This is a genomic window from Flavobacterium sp. UBA5153 (genome assembly GCA_002413745.1).
Classification (GTDB): Bacteria; Bacteroidota; Bacteroidia; order Flavobacteriales; family Flavobacteriaceae; genus Flavobacterium.
Genome location: DHXP01000065.1, coordinates 1 through 23,020 on the forward strand (window position 1 = coordinate 1; position 23,020 = coordinate 23,020).

At 35.6% G+C, this 23,020-nt stretch carries 24 protein-coding genes; 9 read left to right on the forward strand and 15 right to left on the reverse strand.

What is annotated here, in order from left to right:
- The coding region (locus B2145_RS12865) for a sensor histidine kinase (RefSeq protein WP_291102947.1) at window positions 1–829 on the forward strand (829 nt) is incomplete at its 5' end.
- A 73-nt stretch (window positions 830–902) separates the two neighbouring features.
- Here the strand turns inward: B2145_RS12865 and carB are convergent.
- Both carB and rpmH read right to left on the reverse strand, forming a co-directional pair.
- Window positions 903–3,755, reverse strand: a complete 2,853-nt coding sequence (carB, locus tag B2145_RS12870) for a carbamoyl-phosphate synthase large subunit (RefSeq protein WP_291102949.1) — start codon at window positions 3,753–3,755, stop codon at window positions 903–905.
- A gap of 160 nt (window positions 3,756–3,915) precedes the next feature.
- Window positions 3,916–4,077, reverse strand: coding sequence for a 50S ribosomal protein L34 (gene rpmH, locus B2145_RS12875; RefSeq protein ID WP_007136275.1), 162 nt, complete (start codon window positions 4,075–4,077; stop codon window positions 3,916–3,918).
- A gap of 162 nt (window positions 4,078–4,239) precedes the next feature.
- On the opposite strand from rpmH, the gene B2145_RS12880 reads away from it, so the two are divergent.
- Entirely contained in the window at window positions 4,240–4,755 is a 516-nt protein-coding gene (locus tag B2145_RS12880) for a DUF2892 domain-containing protein (protein ID WP_291102952.1), read from the forward strand.
- A 55-nt stretch (window positions 4,756–4,810) separates the two neighbouring features.
- On the opposite strand, the gene B2145_RS12885 is transcribed toward B2145_RS12880, so the two are convergent.
- Window positions 4,811–5,176 carry a TSUP family transporter gene (locus tag B2145_RS12885; RefSeq protein WP_291102955.1) on the reverse strand — a complete coding sequence of 122 codons (366 nt, stop codon included), beginning with the start codon at window positions 5,174–5,176 and terminating at the stop codon, window positions 4,811–4,813.
- 103 nt (window positions 5,177–5,279) lie between these two features.
- On the reverse strand, window positions 5,280–5,954 hold the full coding sequence (locus B2145_RS12890) for an alpha/beta fold hydrolase (RefSeq protein ID WP_291102957.1): 675 nt from the start codon (window positions 5,952–5,954) through the stop codon (window positions 5,280–5,282).
- Window positions 5,955–6,071: 117 nt separating this feature from the next.
- Here B2145_RS12890 and B2145_RS12895 point away from each other — a divergent pair, with 117 nt between their 5' ends.
- Both B2145_RS12895 and B2145_RS12900 read left to right on the forward strand, forming a co-directional pair.
- A complete protein-coding gene (locus tag B2145_RS12895) occupies window positions 6,072–6,788 on the forward strand; it encodes a pirin family protein (protein ID WP_291102959.1) in 717 nt (238 codons plus the stop codon).
- Between the two features lie 118 nt (window positions 6,789–6,906).
- Complete coding sequence (locus B2145_RS12900; protein WP_291102989.1) at window positions 6,907–7,191, forward strand: GNAT family N-acetyltransferase; 285 nt, start codon at window positions 6,907–6,909, stop codon at window positions 7,189–7,191.
- A gap of 66 nt (window positions 7,192–7,257) precedes the next feature.
- Here the strand turns inward: B2145_RS12900 and B2145_RS12905 are convergent, their stop codons facing one another.
- The 11 genes from B2145_RS12905 to B2145_RS12955 form a co-directional block, all read right to left on the reverse strand.
- Entirely contained in the window at window positions 7,258–8,325 is a 1,068-nt protein-coding gene (locus B2145_RS12905) for a hypothetical protein (protein WP_291102960.1), read from the reverse strand.
- 196 nt (window positions 8,326–8,521) lie between these two features.
- The gene (locus B2145_RS12910; RefSeq protein WP_291102961.1) at window positions 8,522–10,156 is read right to left on the reverse strand and encodes an ABC-F family ATP-binding cassette domain-containing protein; all 1,635 of its coding nucleotides are present in this window, start codon (window positions 10,154–10,156) and stop codon (window positions 8,522–8,524) included.
- 75 nt (window positions 10,157–10,231) lie between these two features.
- Window positions 10,232–11,035 (reverse strand): Cof-type HAD-IIB family hydrolase, encoded by an 804-nt coding sequence (locus B2145_RS12915; RefSeq protein ID WP_291102962.1) that lies wholly within the window; start codon window positions 11,033–11,035, stop codon window positions 10,232–10,234.
- Between the two features lie 99 nt (window positions 11,036–11,134).
- Window positions 11,135–11,350 (reverse strand): DUF2007 domain-containing protein, encoded by a 216-nt coding sequence (locus B2145_RS12920; RefSeq protein WP_291102963.1) that lies wholly within the window; start codon window positions 11,348–11,350, stop codon window positions 11,135–11,137.
- Between the two features lie 19 nt (window positions 11,351–11,369).
- Window positions 11,370–12,023 carry a DEAD/DEAH box helicase gene (locus B2145_RS12925; RefSeq protein WP_291102964.1) on the reverse strand — a complete coding sequence of 218 codons (654 nt, stop codon included), beginning with the start codon at window positions 12,021–12,023 and terminating at the stop codon, window positions 11,370–11,372.
- A gap of 96 nt (window positions 12,024–12,119) precedes the next feature.
- Window positions 12,120–13,283 (reverse strand): sigma-54-dependent transcriptional regulator, encoded by a 1,164-nt coding sequence (locus B2145_RS12930; protein WP_291102965.1) that lies wholly within the window; start codon window positions 13,281–13,283, stop codon window positions 12,120–12,122.
- Window positions 13,284–13,430: 147 nt separating this feature from the next.
- Window positions 13,431–14,747 (reverse strand): ABC transporter permease, encoded by a 1,317-nt coding sequence (locus B2145_RS12935; protein ID WP_291102966.1) that lies wholly within the window; start codon window positions 14,745–14,747, stop codon window positions 13,431–13,433.
- A 51-nt stretch (window positions 14,748–14,798) separates the two neighbouring features.
- A complete protein-coding gene (locus tag B2145_RS12940) occupies window positions 14,799–15,722 on the reverse strand; it encodes an ABC transporter ATP-binding protein (protein WP_291102968.1) in 924 nt (307 codons plus the stop codon).
- A 114-nt stretch (window positions 15,723–15,836) separates the two neighbouring features.
- Window positions 15,837–16,955 carry a molecular chaperone DnaJ gene (gene dnaJ, locus B2145_RS12945; protein ID WP_291102969.1) on the reverse strand — a complete coding sequence of 373 codons (1,119 nt, stop codon included), beginning with the start codon at window positions 16,953–16,955 and terminating at the stop codon, window positions 15,837–15,839.
- A 42-nt stretch (window positions 16,956–16,997) separates the two neighbouring features.
- On the reverse strand, window positions 16,998–17,576 hold the full coding sequence (locus tag B2145_RS12950) for a nucleotide exchange factor GrpE (protein ID WP_291102970.1): 579 nt from the start codon (window positions 17,574–17,576) through the stop codon (window positions 16,998–17,000).
- Between the two features lie 315 nt (window positions 17,577–17,891).
- On the reverse strand, window positions 17,892–18,350 hold the full coding sequence (locus B2145_RS12955) for a DUF4442 domain-containing protein (protein ID WP_291102971.1): 459 nt from the start codon (window positions 18,348–18,350) through the stop codon (window positions 17,892–17,894).
- 231 nt (window positions 18,351–18,581) lie between these two features.
- On the opposite strand from B2145_RS12955, the gene B2145_RS12960 reads away from it, so the two are divergent.
- From B2145_RS12960 to B2145_RS12980, 5 genes are all read left to right on the forward strand, one after another.
- The gene (locus tag B2145_RS12960) at window positions 18,582–19,037 is read left to right on the forward strand and encodes a DUF4870 domain-containing protein (RefSeq protein ID WP_291102972.1); all 456 of its coding nucleotides are present in this window, start codon (window positions 18,582–18,584) and stop codon (window positions 19,035–19,037) included.
- 235 nt (window positions 19,038–19,272) lie between these two features.
- Entirely contained in the window at window positions 19,273–19,605 is a 333-nt protein-coding gene (locus B2145_RS12965; RefSeq protein ID WP_291102973.1) for a PadR family transcriptional regulator, read from the forward strand.
- Window positions 19,606–19,607: 2 nt separating this feature from the next.
- Window positions 19,608–21,323, forward strand: a complete 1,716-nt coding sequence (locus tag B2145_RS12970) for a PspC domain-containing protein (RefSeq protein ID WP_291102975.1) — start codon at window positions 19,608–19,610, stop codon at window positions 21,321–21,323.
- 2 nt (window positions 21,324–21,325) lie between these two features.
- Complete coding sequence (locus tag B2145_RS12975; protein ID WP_291102976.1) at window positions 21,326–22,078, forward strand: head GIN domain-containing protein; 753 nt, start codon at window positions 21,326–21,328, stop codon at window positions 22,076–22,078.
- Between the two features lie 86 nt (window positions 22,079–22,164).
- Window positions 22,165–23,001, forward strand: coding sequence for a GIN domain-containing protein (locus tag B2145_RS12980; RefSeq protein ID WP_291102977.1), 837 nt, complete (start codon window positions 22,165–22,167; stop codon window positions 22,999–23,001).
- Window positions 23,002–23,020: the final 19 nt, after the last annotated feature.

Genomic DNA, 23,020 nt, shown 5'->3' on the forward strand with positions numbered 1-23,020 from the left:
AAAATGTTCGGACAGCTATGATTTATTAATAACCATTACTATTGCTACTTTAATTCTTTTAACTCTCTTTTTATGGTTGTACTTGTCTAAAAGAAGCAACAATAAATTATTGTCACAAAAAAACAAAGAGATTTCTAATGCTAACAAACAAAAGGATCGATTTTTTTCGATTATTGCCCATGATCTTAGAGGTCCATTTAGTGGTTTTTTAGGTCTAACAGAATTACTGGCCTCAGAAATTGATACTATGGACAAAGAAGAAATTCAATTCTCGGCAGCAATTATGGCAAGTTCCGCAAAAAACTTGGAAAACCTCCTGGAAAGCCTCCTGGAATGGTCTTGTATGGAACAAGGCCTCATTCCATTTACACCACAAGAAATCAATTTATACCAAACAACAATGGAATGTATTTTAATTTCACAGACTGCAGCTGAAAAAAAAGAAATACAAATCCAAAACAAAATTAAGGATGACACAATAGTGTTTGCAGATAATTATATGCTGCATACTATAATTCGGAATATTTTATCAAATGCGGTAAAGTTTACACAAAAGGGAGGATCAATTACCATTCAAGCGGAAAAAGATTCTAAAAATACTATCATATCAATAACCGATAGTGGAATAGGAATGAATGCCAAAATAGTCGAAAACATTTTCAAACTCGATGTTAAAACCAATAGAAATGGGACAGAAAATGAGCCAAGTTCAGGTTTAGGCTTGATACTCTGTAAAGAATTTATCGAAAAGCACGGTGGAAAAATAAGGATCGAAAGTGGAGAAAACAAAGGAACAACGTTTTATTGCAGTTTCCCTTTTGCAGTATAATATGCAACGAAAAAATCCTGATTTCTCAGGATTTTTTTTATAATTCGAAATTTGAAATTAGTATTTATTGATACTATTTGCTCAAATACATTTTTCTTCTAGAGTACAATTCATAAAACTGGTCGTCTTTCAAATCGTCAATAAACAAGATACTTTCTCCAGTCGATTTCATTTCTGGCCCCAAGGCTTTATTCACATTATGAAACTTGCTGAAAGAGAAAACCGGTTGCTTGATCGCATATCCTTTTAACTGCGGATTGAATTTGAAATCGGTTACTTTATTGTGACCTAACATCACTTTTGTAGCATAATTCACATACGGTTCGCCATACGCTTTCGAAATAAACGGCACTGTTCTAGATGCTCTAGGATTCGCCTCAATGATATAAACAATATCGTCTTTTATCGCAAACTGAATGTTGATTAAACCAACAGTTCTCAAAGCCAAAGCAATATTTTTGGTATGGTCTTTTATTTGTTGCATCACAAATTCACCCAAATTAAACGGTGGCAAAGTGGCGTTACTGTCGCCTGAATGCACTCCGCAAGGCTCGATGTGCTCCATTATTCCAATGATGTACACGTTTTCGCCATCGCAAATCGCGTCGGCTTCGGCTTCGATGGCACCATCTAAATAATGGTCCAAAAGCAATTTATTTCCTGGAATCGTTTTCAATAAATTGATGACGTGCTCTTCTAATTCCTGTTTGTTGATAACGATTTTCATTCCCTGACCACCCAAAACATAAGAAGGACGAATCAATAAAGGAAAATCTAAAGTGTCCGCTAAAGCGGAAGCTTCGTCAGCCGTTTCGGCAATACCAAATTGTGGAAAAGGAATTTTTAATTCGGTTAAAAGTTCCGAGAATCTTCCTCGGTCTTCGGCTAAATCCAAGGCGTCGAAACTCGTTCCTATAATTTTGATTCCATATTTAGACAGTTTTTCGGCCAATTTCAATGCCGTTTGTCCGCCTAATTGTACGATAACACCTTCTGGTTTTTCGTGTTGGATAATATCATAAATATGCTCCCAAAATACAGGTTCAAAATATAATTTATCTGCAGTGTCAAAATCAGTCGAAACCGTTTCTGGATTACAGTTGATCATTATGGTTTCATAGCCACATTCTTTGGCTGCCAAAACTCCGTGAACACAGGAATAATCAAATTCTATTCCTTGTCCAATTCGGTTTGGACCTGATCCCAAAACAATTATTTTCTTTTTATCGGTTACGATACTTTCGTTGTGAACGTAGCGTTCTCCATTTGCTTTTTCAATTTCAGCTTCAAAAGTCGAGTAATAATAAGGTGTTTGAGCTTTAAACTCGGCTGCACAAGTATCAACTAACTTGAACACTCGGTTGATATTCATTGAAGCACGCAAATTATAAATTTGGCTCTCCAAACAATTTAGCATATGCGCAATTTGTCTGTCGGCAAATCCTTTTTGTTTGGCTTCAAGCAACAATTCTCTTGGCAAAGTTTCCAATTTGAAGTTGGATATTTCTTTTTCCAAGGTGTATAATTCCTCATATTGTTTCAAGAACCACATATTAATTTTGGTGATTTCGTGAATGCGGCTCAATGGAATTCCCATCGCAATCGCATCATAAATCACAAAAACGCGATCCCAACTTGCGAAAGTCAGTTTCTCTATAATTTGCTCGTAATTCGTATATCCTTTTCCGTCTGCTCCCAGCCCATTTCTTTTGATTTCCAAAGATTGCGTGGCTTTGTGCAAGGCTTCTTGAAACGAACGTCCAATTCCCATCACTTCACCAACGGATTTCATTTGAAGTCCCAAAGTTCGGTCGGCTCCCTCGAATTTATCAAAATTCCAACGTGGAATTTTCACGATTACGTAATCCAAAGTCGGCTCGAACAATGCCGAAGTCGATTTGGTAATTTGGTTTTGCAATTCATCCAGATTGTAACCCAAAGCCAGTTTTGAAGCAATTTTCGCAATAGGATAACCTGTTGCTTTTGATGCCAAAGCGGATGAACGAGAAACTCTAGGATTGATTTCAATCGCCACAATATCTTCTTTTTCGTCAGGCGAAACGGCAAACTGTACGTTACAACCTCCAGCAAAATTCCCGATGCTTCGCATCATCAAAATGGCATAATCACGCATTTTTTGGAATGTCCTGTCAGACAAAGTCATTGCTGGTGCAACAGTTATTGAATCTCCGGTATGAATTCCCATCGGATCCATATTTTCAATGGAACAGATAATGACAACATTATCATTTTTATCTCTAAGAAGTTCCAATTCGTATTCTTTCCACCCCATTAAAGCCTTATCAATCAAGACTTCGTGTATTGGAGAAGCTTCCAAACCACGGGTTAAAAGCTCATTGAAATCTTCCTTTTTATACACAATTGCAGCTCCGGTTCCACCTAATGTAAACGAAGGACGGATTACTAACGGGAAACCAAATTCCTGGGCTATCTCTTTTCCTTGAAGGTACGAAGTACAGATTTCTGCTGGCGCAGAAGGCACTCCAATTTTCTTAAGCAATTGTTTAAATTGTTCTCTATCTTCGGTAATGTTGATGGCATTTACATCAACACCAATCAATTTCACTCCAAAATCTGCCCAAATTCCTTTTTCATCCGCTTCAAGACACAAATTCAAAGCAGTTTGCCCTCCCATTGTAGGCAAAACGGCATCGATTTGAGGATGTGCTTTTAGGATTTCAATAATAGATTTGGTAGTTAATGGTTTCAAATAAATATGATCGGCCATCGATGGATCGGTCATAATAGTTGCAGGATTCGAATTGATCAGGATAACCTCGATTCCTTCTTCACGAATGGAACGCGCCGATTGTGAACCTGCGTAATCAAATTCGCAAGCTTGACCGATAACGATTGGACCTGAACCTATAATTAAAACCGATTTTATTGAATTGTCTTTTGGCATTGTGCAATTTTTTATTGTGGAGTTGTTTTTTTTGTTTCAAGTTTAAGGTTTCAAGTTGCTCTACTAACCTAAAACCACAAACTTTTATTTTTTTAACGACAAGATATAAAAAAAGGCGATACTAATAACAGTAACGCCTTTATGTATGTTTATAAAAACATTATTTTTTGTGTCTTGGTTCGCAAGAAACTGTCAATTTGTGTCTTCCTTTGGCTCTACGACGAGCAAGGACTTTTCTTCCATTTGCAGAAGCCATTCTGTCCATAAATCCGTGCTTATTTCTTCTTTTTCTTTTCGATGGTTGAAACGTTCTTTTGCTCATTGCTTTGTATCTTTAAAAAATGTATTTAAATGTCTTTCTGTTTTGAATTCTGTTATTCTAAAACCGAGTGCAAATATACAAAGACTTTTATTTCTGGCAAGTGGTTTTATAAAAAATTTTTTAATTCCTTTTACTATCTTTGCAATCTTAAATACATATACCATGTTTCATAAAAATATCAAACTTATTATCGCCGGACTTATCGTACTTACAAGCATCTGGCAATTTACCGAATCTAATATCGGCAATGGAATTTTTCTAATATTATTGACTGCAATTCCTATTTTTCTTTACTTTAAAAACGAATTTATTTTATTGGCCTTCTTGAAATTGAGAAAACAAGATTTTGAAGGTGCCAAGAAATGGTTGGCTTTCATCAAAAAACCGGAATCGGCTTTGGTAAGAAAACAACAAGGTTACTTTAATTATTTGCACGGAATAATGCTTTCGCAAACGAATATTAACCAAGCTGAAAAATACTTCAAGAAAGCAATCGAATTGGGATTGTCAATGGATATGGATTTGGCTGTTGCCAAATTGAATTTGGCCGGAGTCGCCATGACGCGTAGAAGAAAACTGGAAGCCACTACCTTATTGAATGAGGCTAAAAAACTGGACAAACAAAATATGCTGGGCGACCAAATCAAGATGATGAAGGACCAAATGAAGAAAATTTAACTCCTTTATTCAAATTAATTTTATAAAAAAACACCAATCAACTTGGTGTTTTTTTTTATTTATTAAAAAGCATATCGCCTGCAATAAGCAATAAAACAAACCCAAATATTTTTTTTAATGTTTTTTGATCAATACTGATTGCTAATTTACTTCCAAAATAGCTTCCAACAATAAAAAACGCTGAAATAACAACGGCATATTTCCATTCTATTTGCCCAGCCCTATGATAATTTAAAACTGCCAAAAAAGCAATTGGCGGTAACATTACTGCTAAACTTGTTCCTTGAGCCTGCTGTTGCGTCAAGCCAAGTAATAACAGCATTGGAACAATTATAATTCCTCCCCCAATACCTATTAGGCCACTTAGCATTCCGGATACTAATCCAATGCATATTAAAATAAAAATTGTTCCTACAGTCATTTTCATATCTGATTTTATGTAAATTAAAAAAAATAATTTTTAAATAAAAAGAAAGTAATTTTTTTTAAGCATTCCTTTTAAAAAAAAATTTGAGCATCAATAATCAATCCATCTTCTCATTTGAACCCAAAATAATTTTCGGCAAATTTTCATTCAACCACTTGAATTTATTCAAAATCATAATATGTGTTCCTCCTTTTACCACAATACAATTTCGAATATATTTTATCGGAAAAACATCATCGGCATCCCCATGAATGTGAATTACATTTTCATCTACAACTGTTCTTTCCCACAAAATCACTTGCTCCACGGCCCAATCTAAATAGCGTTTATCTCTAACTGACAGGAATTTTTCATACAACTTGAGCCGCTGATCTATTTTTGCACTAAAAGAAAATTGAGCCAGACTTTCTATATTCGAAAGTAAATTCATCGGAATCAGTTTGTAGGCTTTCGTTGTTTTAGCTACTTTCATCCTTCTGGGAAATTCCAAATTACTTTTGACACTCGAAATGATAATCACTTTTCTGGCATCGATAAATTTTGCCATTTCCTGAACCAAAATCCCCCCAAAAGAAACACCTATTAATACCGGATTCGGATGCGTTATCTTTTGTGTAGTTCGCTTTGCATATTCCTGTAAAGTTTCATTATCCAAAGGTATTTCCCATTCTAAAAGTACCATTTCAAAAACATCCTCCGGAAGAACAATTCGCTCAAAAATCGAAGAACTTGCCGCTAATCCTGGCATAAAATAAACTGGTATTTTACTCATAATTGGTTTTTAACTATTTTACAACAGTATTCCGATTTATAATCACGAATTTTGTATAAAATTAATTTTTTTATTGAAACCAACTTCAATTACTACTTTATATTATCAAAATAAATTATGACGACTAGACTATTTGAAGCTAATTCACGAGGTAAAGCCGATTATGGCTGGCTAAAAGCCAATTTCTCTTTTTCTTTCGGAAATTACTATAATCCCAAAAGCATACAATTCGGGATGCTACGTGTCTTGAATGATGATACAATAGCTGGCGGAACAGGTTTTGGAACCCATCCGCACGCCAATATGGAAATCATCACGATTCCGTTAGAAGGAGGTTTGAAACATCGCGACAGTATGGGTAATGAAGGTATTATCCGTTTTGGCGAAGTGCAAGTGATGAGTGCCGGCACGGGAATTGAACATTCAGAAATGAATGCAAGCCAAAAAGATCAGGCAAAAACATTGCAGCTATGGGTTTTTCCTGACAAGGAAGACGTAACGCCGAGATACGACCAGAAATCATTTGATATTGAAAATCAAATCAATACCTTTGTAAACATTGTTTCTCCAAAAGATAAAAATAACGGAAATGCATTATGGGTTTACCAGCAAACGTTTTTTAATCTAGGAATCTTCGAAAAGGACACAACCATCACTTACAAAGTAAATATCCCGCAAAACGGCGTTTATCTATTCTTGATTGAAGGCGAAATTGAAGTTGACAATCAAGCTCTGAAAGCAAGGGACGCTATGGGAATAATTGATTTTGAGCAATTTGACATCAAAATCAATTCAAAATCAAAAATACTTTTGGTCGAAGTGCCAATGAAATGAGCATAACCTAAATGTGATACAAACGCAACTTATGGTATGCAAATTATATATGACCGATAAAAAACAATATGTATCAACATATGAAATAAAACAAATTATTATGGAAGCCGCAGTCATTATTGAAATCAAGGACAATACTTTTGCCAGACAATTCGAAACTATAGTTAATGAAGGATTGATTACCGTTGAATATTCTTTTCAGGAGAAAAAAATATTTTTAACAAAAATTAATGTCCCGGATTTATTTGATGACGAAAAATTTATTTCGAATTTACTCAAAAACATTATGGCAATTGCTATCGAAAGAAAACTGAAAGTAGTTCCCATACTCCCCAAAATTGTCGTTTTTTTTAAAAAAAATCCTGTCTATAAAGAGTTGCTTCCTCCCGGAATAAGGCTATAAAAAAAGAGGTTGTTTCCTTTAAGAAACAACCTCTTTTTTTTGAAAAACATTCGAAAAGATATAATTTTAATTTCTCCTATTTCCTGGTTTATTCGATCTGTTTGAAGAAGGTTTTGCCGATGGTCGTGCTGTAGAAGGTGCAACTGGTCTTGCTGCTGGACGAGTAATTGAAGGTGCTACCGGTCTTGTTGCTGAACGAGTAGTTGAAGGTGCTACCGGTCTTGTTGCTGGACGAGTAGTTGAAGGCATCACTCGACGTATCCTAGGCTGTGTTCCCGAAGGTGTTACGGATCTTGTTGGTCTCGACGGCGCAATTGTTCTTCTCTCAGGAGCCATTGGTCGTCTATAGGTTCTGCCTTCATAGGAACGATTGTACCTACCCTCACTTCTAAACTGCCTTACCATAGGCGAAGTTTGTCTTCTATTAATATAATAGGAATAATTATTAGGGTATCGAATATAGCCAGATCTTCGATAATAATTATTGGCATAATAACGGCTATTAAAACCCCAATAAACATCAAAAAAAACAGGTGACCAAGGACTCCAATAAGTTGGATAAAAACCCCAATGCCAAGGAGAAATATAAACAGAAAATATGGGAGAAAACAAATAAGAAATTATTGGCCAGTCATTGGCATAATAAATATCACTCCCTGTTACAACTACTCGTTGATTCCCCACATAACCAGGATTTTGGGTTTCCGAAAAAGAGGGTTCCACAATATAATCTTGTCCATAAAGATCTTCGTCTCCAATTATCTGAACTATAACCTTTCCAGCATAATTTTTATGCCCTTCTATAACGGCTACATCCTGATATTCATTATTATTTAACGCAACTCTAAGCACTACAGAAAAGGAGTTGTCATTCCTATTTCCCACCACCTCAATATAATCTATAACATTGTCATTGTTTAAATCAAGGTTATTAATGTTCGATTCTCTGCTATTCAATGCTCTTTCAAATTCTTCCAATGTTGGTGATTTTTGAAAAACATCCAAAACAGCATAGAGATTTAGATTATCTCCAGGTAAACCTAGAGCTACAGGCTCATTTCCCGTTTGGGAAAACACAGGTAAACATAACAAACTTGTTGTTAGAACCACCAAAATAAAAATTATTTTTCTCATGACTCGTAATTTTTATATTAATATAGAAATGGACTACAAGTTACGAAATATAATTTTAATACATTTGTTTTCAGCGTTTTAAAAATATATTTTTATAATTCCTTAGTAATAAATATTGTAAAAATAAAAATAGCAACAAATCATAAGAATCTAACTTATGACTTGTTGCTATTTCCAAAAAAGTATTATCAGTATTTTACTTTTCTATTTCTCTCAAATTTTCCATTTTTTTATGTGCCAAGAAACCGGCAATATCTTCAAAATGTTCTTTTACTCGTTTATTTCCAAATTCAAAAACTTTGGTTGCCAATCCGTCAAGGAAATCACGGTCGTGAGAAACCAAAATCAACGTTCCGTCAAAATCACGCAAGGCATCTTTAATAATGTCTTTGGTTTTCATATCCAAATGGTTCGAAGGTTCATCCAGAATCAATAAATTTACGGGTTCCAACAATAATTTTATCATTGCCAAACGTGTTTTCTCCCCACCCGAAAGGACTTTCACTTTTTTGGTCACATCGTCACCTTGAAACATAAAAGCTCCTAAAATATCCTTGATTTTGGTGCGAACATCTCCCACGGCAATATCGTCAATGGTTTCAAAAATTGTTGCATTTTCATCCAATAAAGAAGCCTGATTCTGGGCAAAATATCCAATTTGGGCATTGTGGCCAATTTCCATACTTCCTCCATTGATTTCAATTTCCTTCATAATGGCTTTGATCATGGTCGATTTTCCTTCGCCATTTTTACCTACGAAAGCCACTTTTTCACCACGTTCAATTACCATATTGGCATTTTCAAAAACAATATGATCACCATACGATTTTGACAAATCCTTGACAATTACAGGATATTGTCCGGAACGAGCTGCCGGTGGAAATTTTAATTTCAAAGCCGATGTGTCAACCTCGTCAACCTGAACAATAACCAATTTCTCTAACATCTTAACACGAGACTGAACGGCATCAGTTTTAGAAAATGTTCCTTTAAAACGATCAATAAAAGTCCTGTTATCAGCAATCATGCGTTGTTGCTCATCGTATGCTTTTTGCTGATGAACTCTCCTGTCTTTTCTAAGTTCTAAATAATGAGAATATTTGGCTTTGTAATCATAAATTCGTCCCATCGTCACTTCAATCGTACGATTGGTAATATTATCGACAAAAGCTCTGTCGTGGGAAATTACAACAACAGCCTTCGCTGAATTAATCAAGAAATCTTCTAGCCATTGGATACTTTCAATATCCATATGATTCGTAGGTTCATCCAGCAAAATCAAGTCTGGTTTTTGCAAAAGGATTTTAGCCAATTCGATTCGCATTCTCCAACCACCCGAAAACTCCGATGTTTGACGCGTGAAATCTTCGCGAACAAAACCCAAACCAATCAGGATTTTCTCGACTTCGGCTTCGTAATTCACTTCCTCGATGGCATAGAATTTCTCGCTTAAGTCCGAAATTCTTTCGATTAATTTCATATACGCATCACTTTCATAATCCGTCCGAATCGTCAATTGCTCATTGATTTCGTCAATTTCTGCTTTCATACTAAAAATTTCTCCAAACGCTTTTGAAGTTTCCTCCATAACCGTCGCGCCATCAATGGCCAACAAATGCTGCGGCAAATACGCTACAATGGCATCTTTTGGTGCCGAAATATTTCCTGTTGAAGGTTTGCTTTGACCCGCAATTATTTTGAGAAGCGTCGATTTTCCAGCTCCGTTTTTACCCATAAGGGCAATTTTATCGTTTTCGTTTATGGCAAAAGAAATATCACTAAAAAGCGTAGTGCCACCAAATTGCACTGAAATATCGTTAACTGTAATCATTAGAAAAGGTTAGAAGTTTATGAGGTTAGAGGTTTCGTTCGAACCGTTTAAAAAATTAAAAGTTGCAAAGATAGGTTAATTAAGAATAAATCTCCTTACAACTTCCGCAACACCGTGATCATTATTTGAAGCGACAATAACATCGGCTAAATGCCTTAATTCAGGATCGACATTATCAACCCAAACACCCAATCCTGCATATTCAACCATCGCTAAATCGTTTCCGGCATTTCCCACAGCTATGATTTCACTTTGATGAATATTCAGTTTTTCTGCCAAAAATTTTATGCTGGATGCTTTATCAATACCATTTTGCGCTACTTCCAAGAAAAAAGGTTTTGACATACAAATACTTAAATGCGGCATTACTTCTTTCAAATCTTTTTCTACTTGTTTGAGATAACTTGGCTCTTCCAATAAAATACATTTTATGACCGAAGATTTTACCACATCCTTAAAATCTAAAACTTTGTTATGCTCTAAACCAGTTATATTCAATTCAATGTCTATATATTCTGAATCGGTTTCACTTACCACTTTCCCATCAAGGTAGGTAATAATATGCGTTTTACTTTTCACGCTATAGTCATATAATGCGTGGATTTGCTCTTGAGTTAGGGTTTGCTCAAACAGAATTTTATCTTCTTTTAAATCTGTAATTACAGCTCCATTATAAGAAATCATATAGGAATTATTAACGTCCAAATGCAAATCTTTGGCATAAGCAATCATGGCAGGTGTTGGCCTTCCGGATGCTAAAATAACGTACACTCCCATTTCCTGTGCTTTGAAAAGCATTTCTCTATTTTCCCTTGAAATTTTATGGTCATCGGTCAACAAAGTGTCGTCCATATCTAAAACCAACATTTTATACTTCATCTGATTCCTTTTCGTAATTATAACTTGAAATACATTAAAAATAAAACCCTGATTACGTAATAAGCATCAAGGTTTCTGTTTTACAAATATTTTTTTTATTTAAATACTCAACCTGAATTCCTCAATAACGGGATTGGCTTTTGAAAAATCAATCTCTTGAATGAATAATTCAACTGGTTTTGTATTTTTTATACTTGGCAAAACGTTTGCCTGATTGTTATTTCTAATAACAGTGTCCACGCCAATTTCTTCTATTTTTTGTTGTAATGCCAAAGCCAAAATTTCGCTTCCCGAAAACACTTTCATCAATCCCATGCTCTTTTATTTTTTTAAATTATTCTTCTGTTTCTTCTTCGTCATCATCCTCTTCTTCGCCTTCCTCGATTTCGAATAAAAAAGGTTCCACAAGCATTTTATCGGCAAGGATTTCAATTCTTTCAGTAAGTTGCTCCGAGAAAATAATGCGTTGTGTCTTGGCAATGCTATTCGAAATACGCATAATTTTGGTTTCGTGACGCAGTTTCAAAATAGGATCGGCATCGTCAAGGATAAACATTCTCAATCGGTTTATGTTAAAACCTGCCGTAGTAAACATTTCACCCAGTTTATTTGGCGTGCCAATCAAAACATCGATTCCCGTGGAAATATAATTCTTGTCATATTCCGTATCGCCTTTGTCATGTATACCATACACTCGCAAATCAGTATATTTTCCAAACTTTTCAAAAAGCTCCTCCATTTCCAAAACCTTGGTTTTGTCTTCCACAATAATCAAGGCGCGTGGCGATTCCTCGCCTTCACGAACCAATTGCTGGATAACATTCAGTACGATGGTTGTCGATTTTCCGCTTCCTTCTGGAGCAATAATAATGCAATCGGCGCCACTTTTTATGGTCGAAAATGTTTCTTGTTGCAAGTCATTGGCTTCGGTCAGACCATTTTCGATGAGTGCTTGTTGAAGGTTTTCGTTTATTTTTTTTAGTTTCATCTTTTAAGATTGAAAGATTAAAAGATTTAATGATTGAAAGATTGAATACTCAAATCGAATCTTTAAATCTTTAAATTTTAAATCATTAAATTAATTTTATTTACTGGCAAACATCTTGACATCATTCTCGGAAATCTCGTTTCCGCCAAGGATAATTAATCGTTCTACCACATTTCGCAATTCGCGAATGTTTCCCGTCCAATCGTATTCCTGCAGTAATTTGATGGCTTCCACCGAAAATTCTTTTAAAGCATTTCCTTGTTCAGAGGCGATTTTTTCGGCAAAGTGTGCAATCAGCATCGGAATATCATCTCTTCTTTCGTTCAGCGAAGGAACATTTATCAATATTACCGCCAATCGATGGTATAAATCCTCCCGGAAACGGCCTTCGGCAATTTCTTTTTTCAAATCTTTATTGGTCGCGGCAATAACCCGAACATCGACTTTGATGTCTTTGTCTGCGCCGACGCGGGTAATCACGCTTTCCTGCAAAGCACGCAAAACTTTGGCTTGTGCCGAAAGACTCATATCGCCAATTTCATCCAAGAAAATAGTTCCTTTATCAGCTGCTTCAAATTTTCCTGCACGGTCTTTTACCGCCGATGTGAAAGCACCTTTCACGTGACCAAACAATTCGCTTTCAATCAATTCGCTTGGAATGGCAGCGCAATTCACTTCAATTAATGGAAAATTAGCTCTCTGGCTTTGTTCGTGCAATTGATGGGCAACGAGTTCTTTTCCTGTTCCATTTGGTCCTGTAATCAAAACTCTGGCTTCAGTTTGGGCAACTTTATCAATCATCATTTTAATATGATTAATAGCTTCGCTTTCGCCAATCATTTCGTAATTCTTGCTAACTTTTTTCTTTAGAATTTTATTCTCGACCACGAGTTGTTTTTTGTCCAACGCATTGCGAACGGTATTCAACAATCGATTCAAATCCGGTGGTTTTGAGATATAGTCGAAAGCTCCCAAACGCATCGTTTGTATCGCGGTTTCCATGTCGCCATGACCGGAAATCATGACCATTGGGATTTCGGGTTTTATTTTTTTGACGGCTTCGAGCACTTCGACTCCGTCCATTTTCGGCATTTTGATGTCGCACAAAACGAGGTCATAGTCGTTGTTTTTTATTTTTTCAAGACCAGCAAGACCATCTTCGGCGTCTTCCACAATATAAGTGTCGCTTTCTTCGGAAAGTATTCTTGAGAGCACTCTTCGAATAGCGGCTTCGTCTTCTATAATTAGTATTTTTGACATCTATTTGTTGTTTTAACCGCAAAGTTCGCAAAGTTTTTTCGCAAAGTTCGCTAGTTTATTTATGAGCAAATTTCCTAGCCCCGATTGAAGTGAAAATCCCACGCTTTTGGGCGTGGATTGCAACGGAAAGCGGGAAATAGCTCCCAATTAATATTTCAACCATTTATATAGTTCTCTCCAACTTGGTTTTTTTCCGTACATCAATATTCCCACACGGTATATTTTTGCTGCAAACCAAACCACAAAAAAGAAGGTTCCGAAAAGCAAGGTGACGGAAATTGCCAATTGCCACCAAGGCACGCCAAACGGAATTCGCATCAACATAACGATAGGAGACGTGAGCGGAATCATCGAGAAAACGGTTGCGATTGTTCCGTGCGGATCGTTTATGACGGTGAAAAATCCGATGTAAACTCCTAAAATTAACGGCATAATGATGGGCAAAAGAAACTGTTGTGAGTCGGTTTCATTATCGACTGCGGCTCCAATTGACGCATAAAATGAACTGTACAAAAAGTAGCCCCCTATGAAATAAATCACAAAACTGATGAGTATCGTGGCAATGGGCAAACCCCATAATTCCTTGATGTACATTTGTGCCGTTCCAGCAAATTCTTGATGGGCAGCTTGAATCACATCGGGCGGAAGTTTTGCTGTCGGACTGGCATCAATACCTAAAAAAGCTGAAGCGGCATACATAAATGTCAATCCAAGAATTGCCCAAATGAAAAATTGCAGCAATCCTGCCAATGATGTTCCTATGATTTTTCCCATCATCAATTGGAATGGTTTTACCGAGGAAATAATGATTTCGACAATGCGATTCGTTTTTTCTTCGATGACGCTGCGCATTACCATATTGCCGTAAATAATGATAAACATCATGATAAGATATCCGAACGCACCTCCGATGGCAATCTTGACTTCGTTAAGTCCTTTTACGCTTTGTTCTCCTGATGCTTTTGCCAAACTTATGTTGACTTTGGCTTGGGCATTTTTTATTGCCAATGTGTCCAATTTGGCCTTTTCGAAATTGTCTGTGGTGAGTTTTTTTGCAATTACTCCTTGCATCTTTTCAATAAATGAAATGCTTGGACTTTCGTTTGATATGAACTGGATTTTATTTTCTAAATCCTTGTCGTTGGATACTTTTGGTATGTAAAGCAATCCTTCGAAGTTCTCGTTTGTGATGCTGTCCTTCAAATATTTGACATCTATCAAAGACAAATCATAATATTTGTATTCGCCACTTTTTTTGTTCAAAGACAGAAATTCATTGGTAAACAAACCAGTTTCATCATGAATGGCTACCCGTTTTGTGTCTGCTTTCATGGAACTCAAATAACCCACAAAAGCGGCTATTCCCACAAAAAGCAACGGACTTAAAAAAGTCATTACGATGAATGATTTGTTACGCACCTTGGCGACAAACTCTCTTTTTATTATTAGTGTTATGATGCTCATTTTTCGATTATAGGATTTAGGATTTTTTGATTTTGGATTTACCAAAAAAAATTACTTTTCACTTACTGCTTGAATGAAAATATCGGTGACACTTGGGATTTTTTCCACAAAATGAGTTACCTGACCTCTTTGAACGAGGATATTTAGTAATTCGTTTGGCGTTGCATTTCCCAGTTGGATTTCGAGTTTTAATTCGTTGTTTAATGATTTAAAATTCGTTTGGCCCACTTTGAATTTTTGGGTAATATCATACATCAATCCTTCAATATTATCGGACAAAATGCCCACTTCAAAACTATTAGTCCTGAATTTACGTTTCACATCGTCTAATTTTCCTTCGATTAGTTTGTTCGATTTGTGAATTAACGCAATGTGGTCGCACAATTCTTCGACACTTTCCATACGGTGTGTGGAAAAAATTATGGTAGAACCTTGGTTTCTCAATTCTAGGATTTCGTCCTTGATTATATTGGCATTTACAGGATCAAATCCAGAAAAAGGCTCATCGAAAATCAATAGTTTTGGTTTATGCAAAACGCAAACCACGAATTGTACTTTTTGCGCCATTCCTTTAGAAAGTTCCTGAATTTTCTTGTTCCACCAACCTTGAATTCCCAATCTTTCAAACCAATATTCCAATTGTTTTTTTGCTTCGGCTTTTGAAAGGCCCTTCATTTGTGCCAAATACAAACATTGTTCTCCCACTTTCATGGTTTTATACAAACCTCGTTCTTCGGGTAAATATCCTATTTGTTGAATATGTTTTGGACTCAGTTTCTCTCCATCGAGTATAATTTCGCCACTGTCGGGCATCGTGATTTGATTGATGATTCTGATTAGGGATGTTTTTCCGGCTCCGTTTGGACCTAGAAGACCATAAATACTTCCTTTTGGAACCGTAAGCGAAACTTCGTTAAGTGCCACATAATCACCATATTTCTTGACAACATTTTTAACTTCAAGTATATTACCCATTCTAATTTATGATTTTTGTAAAAATAGAAAAATAGTGCTAATAAGGTGTTAAATAAAACAAAAAAACCCACCCCTGTTTTCACAAGGATGGGAAAAATTTTTATGATCTATAATTTAGGAGAACATGTCTTTTACTTTCTCAAAAAAGGATTTGTCGCCTTTTTCCGGATTTGGAATAAAATTCTCGTCGGTAAGGTTTTTTTCAAAAAACTGTTTTTGCTCTTTGTTAAGTGTTTTAGGTGTCCAAACATTTACATGAACCAACAAATCTCCAGTTCCGTAACCGTTGATGCTTGGAATTCCTTTTCCCTTTAATCTTAGAATTTTACCAGATTGAATTCCTTCTTCCAGTTTAATTCTCACTTTTCCGTTTATGGCTTCGATGTCTTTTGATATTCCGAGAACCGCTTCGGCAAAACTGATGTATAAATCAAAATGCAAATTCTCGCCTTCACGCTTCAAAAATTCGTGTTCAATTTCTTCAATGGCAACAATTAAATCACCAGGAACACTATTTCCGGGTGCATCATTTCCTTTATTGGAAACCTTCAATTGCATCCCGTCAACTACACCTGCAGGGATTTTTATGGTAACCGTTTCGTCTTCAAGAATCATTCCTTGAGAGTCAGCTTCTGCCGGTTTTTTGTCTAATATTTGACCCGAACCACCACACGTTGGACACGTTGATGCCGATTGCATACGTCCCAAAATTGTGTTTGTCACACGCATTACTTGACCTTGACCGTTACAGGTAGAACAAGTTTTGTAAGACACTCCGGGTGCTTGAACTTTTCGTTTTACTTTTACTTTTTTCTCGACACCATTGGCAATTTCTTCGAGTGTGAGTTTTACTTTTATTCGAAGGTTGCTTCCTTTTACACGACGTGAACCACCGCCTCCACCATGGAAACCACCACCGCCTCCAAAAGCACTTCCGAAAATATCTCCAAATTGACTGAAAATATCATCCATATTCATGTGACCTCCGCCTCCGTAACCACCACCACCATTGTCAAAAGCTTGATGGCCATATTGATCGTATTTCGCTTTTTTATTGGGATCACTCAACACTTCATAAGCTTCGGCAGCTAACTTGAATTTATCTTCCGCTGACTTGTCCCCAGGATTTTTGTCAGGATGATGTTCGATCGCTTTTTTTCTGTATGCTTTTTTTATTTCGGCAGCATCGGCATTTTTGCTAATGCCTAATATTTCGTAAAAATCTTTTTTCATTATTAATTTTTTGTATTGATACAGATGCGATTAATCGGGTCTCTACTGCCCTATCACAACCTTTGGAAAACGAATGATTTTGTCGCCTAATTTGTACCCCTTTTCAAGAACATCGACAATTTTACCTTTCATCTTGTTAGATGGCGCTGGAATTTGGGTAATTGCTTCTGCAAAATCAGCATTGAAAGTATCTCCAGGGCTAACTTCAACTTGTTCCAGTCCTTTTGAAACCAAAGTGTTTTTTAATTTATCATAAATAAGTTCAACGCCTTTTAACAATAATTCATTATCCGTTTTACTGATTTCTACCATTGCTCTGTCAAAATCATCCAAAACAGGAAGCATGGCAAGCAAGACTTCTTGGTTTGCAGTTTTAAACAACTCAACACGTTCTTTTGAAGTTCTTCGCTTGTAATTTTCAAATTCGGCAAATAATCGCAAAAACTTGTCTTTTTCTTTCGCTAAATCTTGCGTCAATTGTTCCTCAACACTTAACTCCTCGGTAGTGACTTGCTCTTCATTTGTGTTGCTTTCCAGTGTTACATCATCTATTTCTTGATCCATTTCTGTATTTTCAGTAGTCATGTTGTCCTTATTTTTAAAAATATTCTTAAACTTCATTTTTATTCTTTCGTTTAGATTGCAAAAGTACTGCCAAATCTTTTAAAATGTCAAATTGTCACTATTTTTATTTGGGCCTTGAGATTTGGGATTTGGGATTAAAAAAATGGCTTTCTTCCTTGACTGAAATTTTAATATAATTTTAAGACTATCACGATTTAGTTTATATAAATTTGTAAAGATTATGTTCTAGTTTAAATTTGAACTTAAGGTTAGCTTCCAGGCTTCTAAATAATTATTAATTCACTATACCTTATATTAAAAAAAGCTTCGTTTAATTATCGAAGCTTTTTTTTATTTGAAATGGGATGTAAATTAAATCAATTTTATCCTAACGCTCCATTCAAAATCCATCTCGGATACTTTATCCCCTTTTTCATCCGTTCCAATGGATTTCATCCAAAAAGTTTGTCCTTCGCCACTGGCAATGGCTTCCTGAATGGCTTGTTCTGCCATATAGCCGTCATTACATGTAAAAGTTATTCTTCCTGTGGCTTTTTTGGTAAAGTTCCCTTTATTGTTAGCCACTAACATCGATATGTTTTTACCGCTTTTTTTAATTTGAAACATAACCAAAGCTCCTGTCGATAGTTCAGCGGCCATAGCTTGCACGGCAAAATACATCGAATTAAACGGGTTTTGGTTAATCCAGCGATGTTTAACTGTTACCACGCATTTATCTTCGTCAATTTGTTTTACCCTGACGCCACATATAAATGCCGACGGCAACTTGAATAACAGAAATTTATTCAAACCAGATTTAGAAATTTTCATCGTTGATGTTTTGGTTTTGTAAAATTAACGAAAAAACCGCAATAAATTTTAGCTGCCACCAACTATTATAAAATTCCATTCAATCCCTTTATTCTCGGGATATTTTATTCAAATTTTATTTTTTAATTTTTCTAAATTGTTAAATTTTTATTAACATATACTACCATGCGATACAAGATACCATTTAATAGCCATATATTTGTATAAGAAATTACTATATACTTTTATATCATGAAAACAACTAGCGAGAATAACACGGCAACTTTTATTCATTTGAGTACGTTAAGTCAATATTTCATCCCGTTTGGAAATTACATTTTTCCAATATTGATTTGGAGTTCGAAAAAAGACGAGTCGGAATTTATTGATTATAATGGGAAACAAGTGCTTAACTTTCAATTGAGTATCCTACTTTATTCTTTGGTCCTTGGCATGATTGCCATCCCGATTTTTATTTTTACAATTTTCAGTACTGTTTCTTTCAATTCCATCATAAATGAACATGATTTCATCGTCAATCACTTGAATATAGAATATATTAGTGGAACTGTAATTGTGGCATTAATAGCAATTTTCACTTTTATTGGCTTGAAAGTTGCGGAATTTTTCTTGATAATTTACGCTTCGGTAAAAACTTCGAATGGAGAGAAATACAAGTATCCATTGACAATTAATTTTATAAAATAAAACGAATCGGTACGCTATGAAATAGCCCAGATTGAAGTGAAAATCCTCCCGATTATTCTTCGGGAGATTGTAACGTCCCGATAGCTATCGGAAAGCTGGATAGAGCTCCAAAAAAACTTGGCATTACAATTAAAAGATTGCTCCGTCCCGATAGCCATCGGGTCTCGCAATGACATCATCAAATCAATCAAAAAATGAACAGTTTAATCAAATCAAAAAAAACAAAAAGAGAATCATGAACATTGAAAACACAAAAGCCCAAATGCGAAAAGGGGTTCTCGAGTTTTGCATCTTGTCTGTTTTAAAAGATAAAGAGGCTTATACTTCGGAAATATTGGACACCTTGAAAACCGCAAAATTATTGGTTGTGGAGGGAACGGTTTATCCGCTGCTTACCCGATTAAAAAACGACGGATTACTCAACTATCGTTGGGAAGAATCATTGTCAGGTCCGCCAAGAAAGTATTATAACCTGACCGAAATTGGACACACATTTTTAGACGAATTAAATGGCACATGGACTGAATTATCCGATGCCGTAAACCTAATCACAAAACAAAAACTATAGTCATGAACAAAACTGTAAACATAAACTTAGGCGGAATGTTCTTCCATATTGACGAAGATGCGTACCAAAAGCTAACGCGTTATTTTGACGCCATAAAACGCTCGTTATCCAATTCGTCTGGGCAAGACGAAATCATAAAAGACATTGAAATGCGTGTTTCTGAATTGTTGACCGAAAAGCAAAAATCGGATAAACATGTTGTGGCGATGAAAGATGTTGACGAAGTTATTGCGGTAATGGGTCAACCCGAAGATTATAGAATTGATGAGGAAGGCACTGAGAATATTTCAACAAATTATTCTTCTTCGAAAACAAGAAAACTTTACCGAGATACCGAACACGGGATGATAGGCGGTGTTCTTGCTGGTTTGGGACATTATTTTGGAATAGACAAAGTTTGGTTGCGAATTTTTCTTTTGATAATGCTTTTTGCTTGGGGAACAGGCGTTTTGGCTTATATCATACTTTGGATCGTGATGCCGGAAGCAAAAACAACTGCCCAAAAACTGGAAATGACAGGTGAACCGGTAACAATTTCGAACATTGAAAAAAAAGTCCGAGAAGAATTTGATACTGTTTCGGAGAAACTAAAAAATGTCGATTATGACAAATATGGTAATCAAATAAAAACGGGAGCCGAAAAAATAGGAAGCTCTTTTGGAAATTTTATAATAGCTGTTTTGAGAGCTTTTTCTAAATTTCTTGGCGTAATTTTGATTATGGGAGGATTAACCGTATTGTTTTTCCTGTTGGTTGGCATTTTTACGTTGGGCACAGGTGTCTTCATTGATTTTCCTTGGCAGGGCTTTATAGAATCAGGAAATTTTACTGACTATCCTATATGGGCTTTTGGATTATTGATGTTTTTTGCTATTGGAATTCCGTTCTTTTTCTTGACATTATTGGGTTTCAAGTTACTTACACCCAATGCAAAATCGATAGGAAATATTGCTAAATATACCTTGTTGGCACTTTGGTTAATTTCGATTTCACTGGCAATTTCTATAGGTGTAAAACAAGCAACAGCTTTTGCTGTTGATGGAAGAGTGGTTCAAAAAGAAACCTTTAATTTAAAACCTACAGATACATTATTTATAAAATTCAAACACAATGATTATTATGCAAAAAGCATTGATGATCACAACGATTTTAAAATTACCCAAGATTCTACCGGTACAGACGTAATCTACTCCAACGAAGTCCGTTTTAAAATAGTGCAAACGGATGAAAAGCTACCTTACATTCAAATTGAAAAAGAGGCAAAAGGAAAAACGTTATCCGAAGCAAAACAAAGAGCGGTAAAAATAAAATACGGTTATAAAATTGAAGGAAACCATTTAGTTATGGACAATTATTTATTGACCGATTTAAAGGACAAATTTCGTGATCAAGAAATAGAAATCACATTATTCTTGCCAAAAGCAACATTGTTCAAAGCAGATTCAAGCATACAAAATTATGACCGTTCGGACGATGATTTTTTTAATTTGCATTTTAGCTCCAGCGACTATATTTACAAAGTTGAAAACGCTCAAGTAAAATGCCTGAATTGCCCCGAAAACGAAAATGACCACAACGATATTGAGAATACGAAAGAAAACGACAGCTTAGTTACAACCACCGTAACTGTGACGGGAGATAAAGTTATGGTAAATAAAACCAGTGGTAAAAAAGGCTTGTCAGTAAACAAGGACGGAATAATAATCAAAACCAATTAATTATGATAAAAGTCATCACAATTATCACAAAATTCATTGTTGTTACCTTAATTGCGTTGTTGTTTTCTTCCTGCAAATATTCGATAGATATTGATGGTTTTGGAAAATCAATAACAGGAAGTGGACATATTACTACGGAAAACCGGATGGTACAAGGCGATTTTAAAAGCATTAAAGTCAGTAACGCCATCGATCTTGAAGTGGAACAATCCGATAAAACAGAAATCACTGTTGAAGCCGATGACAATTTACAAAAAGAAATTACAACAAAAGTCGAAAATGGAGTACTCATTGTTGCCTGCAACTATAACTCTTTTATCAATGTAAAATCAAGAAAAGTAACCGTAAGAATGCCAACAATAGAAGTATTACAGGCATCGAGTGCCGCTACCATTAAAAGCACGAACACCTTAAAAGGCGAAAATATAAATGTAAGAGCATCGAGCGCAGCAGATATAAACTTGGGTCTCGAATTTGATGTTATTTCTTGTAAAGCAAGCAGCGGAAGTTCCATAAATATCAATGGAAAGGCGCTAAAACTAGAAACAACTTCCTCTAGCGGAAGTGATATTGATGCCAACTATCTATTGGTCAACGACGTTATTGCCAAAGCTTCTAGCGGTGGCTCCATAAATGTACATCCAATTGTAAGTCTGGATGCCAAGGCTTCGAGCGGTGGAGACATCAATTACAACATTGTTCCTAAATCCATTCAAAAAAGCACAAGTTCAGGCGGAAGCATTGAACAAGAATAAGAACTTTTTTTACCAAAAATCAAGAAAATCATTCATCAAAAGTGGATGATTTTCCTATATTTGTACAATACTTAATTCAACAAAAAATGAAAAAACACACCTCCATACTTCTACTACTATTGGTTTCCACTTTTGCATTGGCGCAAAAAAACGAAAAAATAAAAGGTTCAAAAACAGTAACCATTGAGCAAAAGGAAATTGGCAATTTTGACTCACTCGAAGTGGGTGGGAATTTAGAAGTGTATCTGGATAGAGGCGAGAAAAGCGAAATGAAAATTGAAGCTGACGATAACCTTCATAATATAATCACGATTGATTTGAGCGAAAACACACTTCGCATAAACACTTCAAAAAGTGCCGTAAACTACAAAAAACTAATCGTAAGAGTTACTTATACCAAGGATTTGAAAATGGTGACTTCAAGAAATGATGCTATCGTAAATGCCATTCAGGAAATTCAACTGGATGATATTACGTTTAAAACTTTCGATAATTCTAAACTCAATCTGAATGTCAATTCAAGGAATTTCATCCTGCAGTCAGACGATAAATCAAAAACGGAACTTAACTTGAAATCTGAAAATGCAACTATCGAATTGAGTAAAAATGCTACATTGAAAGCATTGATTGCCTCAATTGATTTAAAGTGTGACCTGTATCAAAAATCAAAAGCAAATCTGGAAGGAGACGTGACCAATGCAATCATTCGCCTGGATAACAATGCTGATTTTACCGGAAACAATCTTGTCATAAAAAATGCCGAATTGATTGCCGAAAGTTATTCGAATTGTAGCATCAACTCCAATTCCAACATAAGTATTGATGCTTCTGGAAATTCGGAAATCCAAATCTATGGTGACCAGAAAATCGAAATGAAGCGATTTATAGATTCCGCAACCTTGATTAAAAAACCAACGAAATAATCATAAACAAAAAAGTCTC

Excerpts from the sequence above, each read along its gene's own strand:
- rpmH (WP_007136275.1), bottom strand. The coding sequence starts at position 4,077 with ATGAGCAAAAGAACGTTTCAACCATCGAAAAGAAAAAGAAGAAATAAG.
- dnaJ (WP_291102969.1), bottom strand. The coding sequence starts at position 16,955 with ATGAAAAAAGATTTTTACGAAATATTAGGCATTAGCAAAAATGCCGAT.
- B2145_RS12955 (WP_291102971.1), bottom strand. The coding sequence starts at position 18,350 with ATGAAAATTTCTAAATCTGGTTTGAATAAATTTCTGTTATTCAAGTTG.
- B2145_RS12960 (WP_291102972.1), top strand. The coding sequence starts at position 18,582 with ATGAAAACAACTAGCGAGAATAACACGGCAACTTTTATTCATTTGAGT.
- B2145_RS12970 (WP_291102975.1), top strand. The coding sequence starts at position 19,608 with ATGAACAAAACTGTAAACATAAACTTAGGCGGAATGTTCTTCCATATT.
- B2145_RS12975 (WP_291102976.1), top strand. The coding sequence starts at position 21,326 with ATGATAAAAGTCATCACAATTATCACAAAATTCATTGTTGTTACCTTA.
- B2145_RS12920 (WP_291102963.1), bottom strand. The coding sequence starts at position 11,350 with ATGGGATTGATGAAAGTGTTTTCGGGAAGCGAAATTTTGGCTTTGGCA.
- B2145_RS12925 (WP_291102964.1), bottom strand. The coding sequence starts at position 12,023 with ATGAAACTAAAAAAAATAAACGAAAACCTTCAACAAGCACTCATCGAA.
- B2145_RS12890 (WP_291102957.1), bottom strand. The coding sequence starts at position 5,954 with ATGAGTAAAATACCAGTTTATTTTATGCCAGGATTAGCGGCAAGTTCT.
- B2145_RS12980 (WP_291102977.1), top strand. The coding sequence starts at position 22,165 with ATGAAAAAACACACCTCCATACTTCTACTACTATTGGTTTCCACTTTT.
- B2145_RS12965 (WP_291102973.1), top strand. The coding sequence starts at position 19,273 with ATGAACATTGAAAACACAAAAGCCCAAATGCGAAAAGGGGTTCTCGAG.
- B2145_RS12905 (WP_291102960.1), bottom strand. The coding sequence starts at position 8,325 with ATGAGAAAAATAATTTTTATTTTGGTGGTTCTAACAACAAGTTTGTTA.
- B2145_RS12880 (WP_291102952.1), top strand. The coding sequence starts at position 4,240 with ATGTTTCATAAAAATATCAAACTTATTATCGCCGGACTTATCGTACTT.
- B2145_RS12930 (WP_291102965.1), bottom strand. The coding sequence starts at position 13,283 with ATGTCAAAAATACTAATTATAGAAGACGAAGCCGCTATTCGAAGAGTG.
- B2145_RS12895 (WP_291102959.1), top strand. The coding sequence starts at position 6,072 with ATGACGACTAGACTATTTGAAGCTAATTCACGAGGTAAAGCCGATTAT.
- B2145_RS12950 (WP_291102970.1), bottom strand. The coding sequence starts at position 17,576 with ATGAAGTTTAAGAATATTTTTAAAAATAAGGACAACATGACTACTGAA.
- B2145_RS12910 (WP_291102961.1), bottom strand. The coding sequence starts at position 10,156 with ATGATTACAGTTAACGATATTTCAGTGCAATTTGGTGGCACTACGCTT.
- B2145_RS12915 (WP_291102962.1), bottom strand. The coding sequence starts at position 11,035 with ATGAAGTATAAAATGTTGGTTTTAGATATGGACGACACTTTGTTGACC.
- B2145_RS12940 (WP_291102968.1), bottom strand. The coding sequence starts at position 15,722 with ATGGGTAATATACTTGAAGTTAAAAATGTTGTCAAGAAATATGGTGAT.
- carB (WP_291102949.1), bottom strand. The coding sequence starts at position 3,755 with ATGCCAAAAGACAATTCAATAAAATCGGTTTTAATTATAGGTTCAGGT.
- B2145_RS12885 (WP_291102955.1), bottom strand. The coding sequence starts at position 5,176 with ATGACTGTAGGAACAATTTTTATTTTAATATGCATTGGATTAGTATCC.
- B2145_RS12935 (WP_291102966.1), bottom strand. The coding sequence starts at position 14,747 with ATGAGCATCATAACACTAATAATAAAAAGAGAGTTTGTCGCCAAGGTG.